At 65.7% G+C, this 8,773-nt stretch carries 7 protein-coding genes; 3 read left to right on the forward strand and 4 right to left on the reverse strand.

Annotated elements, in window-relative coordinates:
* Nucleotides 1-257 precede the first annotated feature (257 nt).
* From AB0B57_RS34220 to AB0B57_RS34230, 3 genes are read left to right on the forward strand one after another with little or no spacing between them, the layout of a single operon-like run.
* Complete coding sequence (locus AB0B57_RS34220) at nucleotides 258-512, forward strand: hypothetical protein (protein WP_357079655.1); 255 nt, start codon at nucleotides 258-260, stop codon at nucleotides 510-512.
* Complete coding sequence (locus tag AB0B57_RS34225) at nucleotides 509-2,569, forward strand: DEAD/DEAH box helicase family protein (protein ID WP_357079658.1); 2,061 nt, start codon at nucleotides 509-511, stop codon at nucleotides 2,567-2,569. Before AB0B57_RS34220 ends, AB0B57_RS34225 begins: the two co-directional genes overlap by 4 nt.
* The gene (locus AB0B57_RS34230; RefSeq protein ID WP_357079661.1) at nucleotides 2,562-4,730 is read left to right on the forward strand and encodes a hypothetical protein; all 2,169 of its coding nucleotides are present in this window, start codon (nucleotides 2,562-2,564) and stop codon (nucleotides 4,728-4,730) included. Before AB0B57_RS34225 ends, AB0B57_RS34230 begins: the two co-directional genes overlap by 8 nt.
* A 68-nt stretch (nucleotides 4,731-4,798) precedes the next feature.
* Here AB0B57_RS34230 and AB0B57_RS34235 read toward each other — a convergent pair whose 3' ends face one another.
* The 4 genes from AB0B57_RS34235 to AB0B57_RS34250 all read right to left on the reverse strand — a co-directional run bounded on the left by AB0B57_RS34235 (nucleotide 4,799) and on the right by AB0B57_RS34250 (nucleotide 8,322).
* Complete coding sequence (locus tag AB0B57_RS34235; RefSeq protein WP_357079664.1) at nucleotides 4,799-5,308, reverse strand: DUF4913 domain-containing protein; 510 nt, start codon at nucleotides 5,306-5,308, stop codon at nucleotides 4,799-4,801.
* A complete protein-coding gene (locus AB0B57_RS34240) occupies nucleotides 5,305-6,450 on the reverse strand; it encodes a hypothetical protein (protein ID WP_357079667.1) in 1,146 nt (381 codons plus the stop codon). Before AB0B57_RS34240 ends, AB0B57_RS34235 begins: the two co-directional genes overlap by 4 nt.
* A 19-nt stretch (nucleotides 6,451-6,469) precedes the next feature.
* A complete protein-coding gene (locus AB0B57_RS34245) occupies nucleotides 6,470-7,732 on the reverse strand; it encodes a relaxase (protein ID WP_357079670.1) in 1,263 nt (420 codons plus the stop codon).
* 173 nt (nucleotides 7,733-7,905) lie between these two features.
* Nucleotides 7,906-8,322: a hypothetical protein gene (locus AB0B57_RS34250; protein WP_357079673.1), complete on the reverse strand. Its 417-nt coding sequence runs from the start codon at nucleotides 8,320-8,322 to the stop codon at nucleotides 7,906-7,908.
* Nucleotides 8,323-8,773 lie beyond the last annotated feature (451 nt).

Below are 8,773 nucleotides of genomic sequence, written 5' to 3' on the forward strand. Positions count from 1 at the left end.
TGCCCCGGTCTCAGGTGCGACCCAGGACGGACATGGGCTATCTCATGTGGCCGGAAGCCGATGGTGCGATCACATCAGCTTCACCGGCGAGGAGGCATAAAGACGCTGAGCCAACCCATCGCCGACTAGAGGCTCTTGTACGGACAGTTTGGGAGGCTTTGGAGCTCCCTGGCACTGCATCGGATTATCACTTCCTGTTGCAAGACGCCGTGACGGAGTTGTGGACACGTCGTCGCAGAGAGCCTTCGGGGCTGCGGATGGTCGAGACCTTCGGCTACTTGGACCTGGCCCTAATCGAGGCCCTTCCACGTATTGCATGGCGAAACGACAGGAGTCCCAAGGACGGCTTCCTGCGCATCACCAGCCTGGAGCGCTTAGTGACCTTATTGGAGATTGAAGGGGCGTTGCGAGAGGCCCTGGCACTGAGCCACCGCGCACAACGTTTCGGTGACGTTTACCGAAACCAGGAGTTGGAAGCAAAGGTTGCTGCTCTTGATGAGGAGCTACGGTGATCAGCTCCCGTCTCATCGATGTTGTCCCCGGGCAGTCTTTCCTGGAAAACGCATTTGTTCGGTGGGTGCTTGCCGCCGCTGCGACACCTGGCATCGCGGGGTGCGTGATCGCGCAGCATCCGGTCGCTATCGCTGATCGGACTTACCGCCTGGACTACATGTTGACCGGGGCGCAACTGAGGGTAGTGGTCGAACTCGACGGCTTTGCCTTCCACAGCAGCAAGGCGGCGTTCGTCTACGACCGGATTCGGCAGAACGATCTGACGAGTCTTGGTTTCGTCGTCCTGCGATTCTCGTACGATGCCATCCGCGACGACACGGCTCGCTGTGTTGGGCAATTACAGGCCGTACTCAGCAGTGATCCGACGTTGGCCGCTCATCTCATCGCCAATCCGATCGTGCCCGTCCCGGATGATATGACCCCGAATCTTCTCGGGTTAGCGACACCACCAACGCCCCCTGTTCGACAGCAGCCCGACTACTTCGACCTCGTGCGGCAGCGCATGGACCTTGGGCCGCTGCGGGTCTGCCAGCGCGAGGCCATGGCCAGCCTGGCCAACTACTACCGGCGCGGCGGCATCAACGCCGCGTGCGTAATGTCGGTTGGTGCAGGCAAGACCGCCTTGGGTGTTGCCGCCACACTGGCCTTTACTAGGCGTAGGGCGTTGATCGTGACTCCCGGCCGGGTCATCCGCGGCACGTTCGCGACCGCCCTCGACCCGGGCGTGGCCGGCAACGCCCTGTACACGCTACGTGGGGGGCCCCTCATCGCCGGTTGCCGCCCACCAAGGGTCGTGGTGCTCGACAGCGGCGACGGTCCGATCCGGTCTGTCAGCCGCGAGTCGCTGCTGTCCGCTGAGATCATCGTGACGAACTTTCACGCACTCAGCGTCGGCGATGACGAGAATAATCTGCTCTCCAAGTTAGGTCCCGACGATGTCGATTTCATCGTGGTTGATGAGGCTCACATCGCGGCCGCCGGGTCCTACCAGCGTCTCTTCGGGCACTTCCCAAATGCCCGTCGGCTGCTGATGTCTGCGTGCTTCACCCGGGTAGACGGCAAGACTGTGGCCGCCGACGTGGTTTACCGATACCGGTTGATCGACTCGATCGCCGACGGACACGCGAAGCACCTTCGCAGCCATCGATTTACACCGGAAGTCGAGCAGACAACCTACGAGATCATCTGGCCAGGCGGTGACCGGGAGGAGATCGTCGGGAAGCAAGCGCTGCTGGAGGTCATGCAGGACGAACGCAAGCTCGCCCGCATCACGGCTACATTGGAGGAGCCCATCCGGCGTGTCATGCAGATCGTCCGCCAATGCCTGGACGTGCAGCACGCTGTGCTCGCACCGGTCCGCCCTCGCGTCCTGTTCGCCACCCTCGGGCAGCGTCACGCCGAACAGGTCGCTCGCATCGCCGTCGACCACGGCATCCCATGCGCCACCCTGCACCACTCGATGAGTGACGCGTCGATTGCTGCGACCAGGGCCCGTTTCGAAGCAGAATCCGGCAACCTGCAGGGCATCGTCCAACTCAAGATGCTGGGACAAGGCTATGACCTACCGGCGATCACCGTCGTGGTGCCGATGCGACCCTATGGAAGCTTCGGCGAGTTCTACCAGTTCCTTGGCCGTGGCATTCGAGTTATCCACCATCCCTCGCTGATCGGACGGGATGACCGCCAGAACCTCGACGTGGTGTACCACGGCGAACTCGGGCTCGATGACCACCTGGAGACGCTCCGCCGCGAAAACGACATGGACCCACGCCCGACCGACGCGGACCAGTTCGGCGATGCTCCCGTGCCCGACCATCCAGGCCAGGATGCGACTGCCAGTGGTCCTCAGTCAGCGCAGAACCCCGACGCGGTCGTCCTCGCCGAGCAAGGGAACACACACCAGCAGTTCCTTCACGACGTCGAGCAGGTCGAGGCTCGGCGCGAAGAACGCGAAATGCACACCCTCGCCCAACGATACGCCGAATATGCCACCAACAGACCGAACCCACGCTCGTTCGAGGAGTTCGTGGCCGTCATCCGGAGCACCCATGGCTAATTCGGGCTTCGCACAAGCGATCGCTTCCGCCCCGCCTGAGCAGTTCCTCCGGCTGGAACGGGACACCGGACGCGCCGAACGCTTCGCCGACGCCGACCATTTCCTCGCCAATCTCGTCAAGGCTGCCCTGGCCGGCTCGAAGATCGCGGAGATAAAGCCCCGGTCGCCCAGCGACAAGAACAACGACACCATCACGCTGACCCCTCTTGGCTCGGCCGAGAGGGATTACGTGACGACGACGTTCGCGTTGAGCGCGCAGCAGGCCCGCGGCGCCTGGTTCCTACCGGAGCAAGGCTCCCTAAAAGTCGGATCCATGAACCTGCCCGCATATATCCGGAACGACCCGTGGTACGCCATAACCCGCAGTCTCGATGAGGTGGCTCGCACCCAATTCGCATCCTCTGCCGATGCTGTAGCAACCTGGTCTCTTCTCCTTCCTCTCTTCGAGCGCCTGATGGCACCCGTGCATAAGCGGGCGGCCGGATCGACGGGTACGTCTGAGGAGCAGACGGCCACATGGGCAGCAATCACCGAATCCTACGAAAGCCTCGGACTCAACACAGGGGCGGCGCTTTCTGTGTTCGCCTATCGGGGTGGATGGAGCCGGTTGGACCGCGCCGGGCAAGCGCGGGCCCGGGCTGGTCTGCTCGACGCCCTAGCCAACAACGATCTGCGCCAGCTCGCTGAGCGTTACCGCGCCGAACGGGTCCAAACATTAGTTGCGGCGACCGTTAAACGGGCGAAAATCGGTACACCGCTCGCTCGTAAGGTTCTCACCCGAGCGCTGCAGCCCGTACTCTGCGCGTACTTCGCGGGTGACTGGTTGGAATTTCTGGACTACCTCGACATGCCTCCCAACCCGAACGAAGAGATCGTGACAGCCCTCCCGACACCGAAGCTCTACGTCAGTGGTGCGACCAAGGCCGCCACTGTCGCAGCCGACCACGGGCTCGACGTCGATGACGTGCACGCCATGCTGGCGGCGTTCATGGGACAAGACACGTCTGTTTCCGCGGTAGACGAACGTGTCGAGGTGATGAGGCGATGGTGGGAGCAGTTCGATGCACTGCATGCCAAGCAGACTGTCGGCATGCCCACGCTGTGGGGCCTGGTCGAAGGAGGCGGGACATTTGTTGGCAGGAGGAACGGACCTGTCGAGCCGATCTACCGAACGCTGCTGACAGGCGACCTCGTTGGCGACATCGATCAGCGCTGGGACGGCATCGTCCTTCCCCGCTGGCCCGAGACCATCGTCAGCGAACCCTACCCACACAGACTGATGGCCGAGACGTTCGGCCCAGCAGTGAACTTTTGGGAGGGTGTGGCACTGACTGCTTGGTACGTCTGCGAAGGCCCGTACTCCCGGACAAGTCTTGAAGGACTGCGCGACTACCATCAGCGAGACCTCCAAGCCCTGAATGATGCTGGTACCCCTATCCACTTGAGCATTTTTGAGGAGCTCGTCAACGCCGCACAGCACCTCGGCCCCCCTAGGTACGCCGAATCGGAGTTGCCCGAAACTGACCTTGCGGACGTCGAAGGTATACGTCTCAGCGTCCGCATAACGACCGGCCACCAGAAGCGAGACGGATTCGAGATTCTTCGTAATATAGTCACCCGGCATCGGCAGGGTTGGACGCGAAGGTATCTGACAGACTACCTCCATTTTCGCTGGAACACAGAACTCATCGGGGTAGCCCGCGAACTTCACCGCCTTATCGCTGTCCGAGGAAAACCGCCAACCTTCCGCCAGTTTTCACGGCTGGCAGCACATGCGGCGAACCACTGGTTCAACGGCGATCTCGCCAAGCTGTACACCGCGATCGGCGAAAAGGCACCAGCCGTGACGAACAGGGTGGATCTTCTGCCGACCAACGCGGATGATTTCATCAACGCTGTCTACATTGCGCTTGGCGGCCAATATTACGATGACGATCTACGTATAAGTGATTCAACAGCAGCAGACCACTATGAGGAAATTGCCAGGATCGCCGCCCGCAGCATCCACTACCTACAGATCGCCGAGGCCACCGGACGCCGACCGGATCCGGCCGAATTCGGTATCAAGAACTACGGCTGGAACTGGGCTGGAGGCCCGGAATGTGGCTGGCCACTTCTCGAGCAAGCAATCGATGACACCATTGGTGGGCTTCCCGTTTGATCTGCTACAGCGAACGCTGTTGGCCGCCACCGTCTTGTCCTCGCCAGCAGGGTCGATTGCGCTGAGATTCAGTCCCACCAGCCCCACCAGTTCTGCGGCGCGGGCTGGACCGGCATCTCAGGCGTGGAGCGGTGCCGGTGCTCGCCGAGGTCGCCGCTGGCAGCGCAGTTGCGGAACGGGCCGTCATCGCCGTACAGGATGGGCAGCTGATGATCTAGTTCTCGTAGCCAGGGCAGCATGCCGGTCATCTGCAGCCGGGCTTGTTCCCAGCCGTACCACAGGGCCGTCAGCCGTGTCACCGCTTCGTCGTGGCGCCACCATTGCTCGCACCAGTGCCACCGGGTCAGCCCGACCTCGCCGACCGGGCGTGGGAAGGTCGGCAGTAGGTAGGTGGTCACCCACTGCTCGACCGTCGAGTACAGCGGCGGCTGATCGTCTCCATCGCCACGGTGGGCGCGTTCGGCTTGGGCCTGCTGCAGTTCGGTAACCTGCGCCGTCAGCCTCGCCATCTGAGCCCTGAGTTCGTCGAGTTGGGTATCCGACTCAGTTCGGGTTCCCTGCGGCCTGGTGGCCGTCATCGTGTCCTGCCCCGCGTCGGGACCGCGGTGACCGCTGCCGCGGGTTGTTTACCCGCGACTGCGGGATTGAGCTGCGCTACGCGAAGCTTTGGGAAGGCCTGCACCCAGGCCGGCGTCGCGCGCGTGTCAGCGTGGTGGACGGCAGCTGCGGAGGCGACGAGGTGATCGGCGTTGTCGTCATGGAGCACGCTCGCCAACTGTCCGGTTGCGTGCTCGTTAGCCGAGGTGCGGGGACTGTCTACCGCCCCACCATCGCGGACTCCTTCACTGCGCTCAGCGGCCGCTCGACTCTTCAGATCGAGGACCAGCGCCTCCTCCACATGGCGCTGAACGAGACGGACCGCCTCGACCGGCCGCCCCTCGGCCTCGCCGACCCTGATCGCCTGGTTCATCTCGGCCGCGAGGTCGCGAAGAAGCTGCACCGGATCGCCAGCAGGGAGCTTCCCCGTGGCGCGCCACTGGCGCTGCAACTCGTCGAGAGCGTCCGGCCGGACGTACTCGGCCAGCTTCATCGCCTCCTGCCTAACGGCCGCGTCGAGGTCGTCGACGAGTGCACGGCCACCGGGTGGCAACGCAGCTGGACCGTCCGGGGTGATCCCCCGCCGGTCGGGCGTATCGCCATGTGCGCGAGCGCCGCCGCGCGGGCGGCCAGCTGAGCGCGCGTCACGCTCCCACACCTCCCGGGCAGCGGTACGCATGGCCTCCGGGATCGGTACTCCCGCCTGCCGATGGCGTTCGTAGGCGGCCATCAGGTCCGGGCGGATCCGCCGCAGCCGTTGCTCGGCGAACTCTGCCGCCCGCTGGGCTACCGGGTCACTGCTGGCGTGGATCGTCGCAGTACGCCAGACGGCGGCAGCCTCGGCGAAGCTGGCCTTGTTGACCAGCCAATCGCCGTCCACCGAGGCCGCCATCCGCTCCCGATCCGCCCGTACCTTCGCTGCCAGCCGGTCGGCTTCGCGGCGGGCCGCTGCGGCGGCCATGTCGCGGCGGGCATCGCGTTCCCGTTCGGCGGCCCTGTTCTGGATTCCCACGGCGGCCCAACGGGCGCCGGCCTCGCCGACGGTCGCCATCGTCGCCAGCCCTTGTAGGAACTGTTGGCGGGTCTCGGCCATCGGGTCCTCGTGTTGCTGCGGGTGCGGCACGTCCACCTCCCTTGCCTGCTCAGCGGCCGCGCGCGGTACGCCGGCCGCCTCCCACTGTCGGTGCGGGTGTTGATGTCGGAGTTAGCGGCAGCGTTACCGCCCGTTGCCGGCCGCCCGCTACCAGCCGAAGGGCGTCGGCTGCTGTCCGGGCCGCCTCGGCCTGGTGCAGGCGCTGCTGGGCAATTCGTAGCTGTTCGAGGGTGTCGGCGAGTCGGGCCAGGTCCATGACCAGCGCAAGGGCAGCGATCGTGTCGTCGTCGCCGGAGAAGCGTCCCAGGAGCGCCACCAGGCGCGACATGGCGCGCATCTCCTGGGAGCGGCTGGTGGACTTCTGAACCCGGCCGTATAGGTCTCTGGCCGCCCGATCGAATACCTCGGCGGCCCGATGCAGCGGCCCGCGCCGGTCACCTTCCATCGTATAGGCCAGGCTGGTGAGCAGGTCCGCTGCGGCGACCGCGGTGGCCTGCGCCCGTCCGGGCGCGGCATGGGCGTCGCGGCGGATGTCGCCGGCGGCGGCGGTGACCACCTTGGCGGCCTGGCGCATCGCGGCAGCCCGCTCGGTCCGGCCGACCGCCGGCGTTACCGGCATGGGCGTGGGAGCGCCCCACCGCAGCCGCAGCTTCGGCAAGGTCATGTCGGGCGCCAACCGCCCGCCGCCGAAGTACACCGGCTGCCCGCCAGCGGTACGGGCGTCGGGGAGAGCTACCGCGTACCCGGTTATCTGGCGGGGATCGGTGCTCCTGTGCCGGAGTCGGACCAGGATGCCCGCCTCGCGTAGCCGGGTGAAGAACTCCTCCTGCGACGCGGCAGCAGCCGCAGCCGTGCGTACCCGCCGGCGCAGCTCGTCCCGCGGCGTTCGGGCGCGGTCGGTGCGGCGGGCTTTGCTGACCTCCGCGGGGTGGGGGCGGCGGTGCGCGGTGCGGTCAGCCGGCGGGACCCGGCGGCGCAGGTTGTAGCGGCGGGCGACGTTGTAGGTGGCCTTGACGCAACGCGGATAGTCATTGCGCATCCAGTTGGTACGGCCGTCCTCGCGCACCAGCGTGGCGACGATGTGTACGTGGTCGTCGTCGTGGCGCATGGCGATCCACCGCAGGCCCGGATCGGCGGCGGTGGTGGCGACGCCGACCTCGGTGAGCATCTGCACCGCCATGTTCGCCCACGTCGTGTCGCTGATACTGCGATGGCGATCCTCCGGGGCGAGCCGCATGCTGGCGTGCCAGACAAACTTGGTCGGCGGCCGGTAGCCGGCACGGACCGGCTGCTCCAGCAGTGCCGTCAGCACGCGGAGGTCCCGGTTCCCTCTGGCGGTGACTCTGGGCTCCAGGTCTGCCAGAGGGCCTGCGCCATCCCAAACGGCCACCAGGTGCGGGTTGATGTGTTCTTCCGCCTTGCCTGGGCCCCACAGGTAGCGCAGCAGGCCACCGATGCGCGAGCCCCGTCGGTGCACCCGCGTGATCACCGCAGCTTCCTGTCGATCCGGGATATCACCTCATCGAGACGGGTCACTGCGGCCGCGCAGAGCCGGACGGCCTCAGCGGCCCAGTCGGGCAGTTGGCCGGTGGCGTTGAACGCGGCGGCGGCCTGATTGACGTTGTTGCCGAACATCACCACCGCACGGCGAGCGGCGAACAACTCGTGCTGCAGATCGCGCAGATCGCCGGTCGTAGCACCGGGTGCCTGAGCGGCGGACGCGGCGGCGACAGCGGCCTTGGCCGCGTAGCCGGTCGTGGTCAGCTGCGTGATCGCCGCCGCTGCGTCGATGGCAGCCTTCTCCTCGTCGGACAGCCTGAGCAGCACGGCGTGCGGGCGACCCGGCCGATTGTGGGCACGATGGCGGGCCGTGCGGGGCGGGGCAGGCTGCTCATTGTCCATTGCTGCCACTGTCCGCCCACGGCGTTGCCGGCGACGTCAGCGCCAGCGGTACAGGGGGCGGCCGGGCCGACGCGACGGGCGCCGCCCGCTACCCATTGCCGATCTGCGACCGCGCCCGGTCGCAGATTGATAAGCAATGGCCATATCTTGCTCCATCCGCCCCCGGTCTTCCACGCCTCGTGGGTTCGGTGCTTCCAGGGCCCGTCAGGCAAAGAGGGCTTCCACCCGGTGGAGCGTCACCGGGCAACGTCAGCCGGCGAAGGCTATGTTCTGGAGATGGGCGGTGCGCAAAGCGCGTCGGCTCACTTGTGTGCGTGGGCGTCGGCGTCCGTGGCCGCACGTGACCTCGCAGCACCCCATCCTGCTCAGGGCTGGGTAGACCTCGGCGCACGTCCTGCAGTACTGCTTGTTCGCTGGTCGATTCACCTGACCCTTATCAACTACCCTTAGC

The organism is Micromonospora sp. NPDC049101 (assembly GCF_040648675.1).
Classification (GTDB): domain Bacteria; phylum Actinomycetota; class Actinomycetes; order Mycobacteriales; family Micromonosporaceae; genus Micromonospora.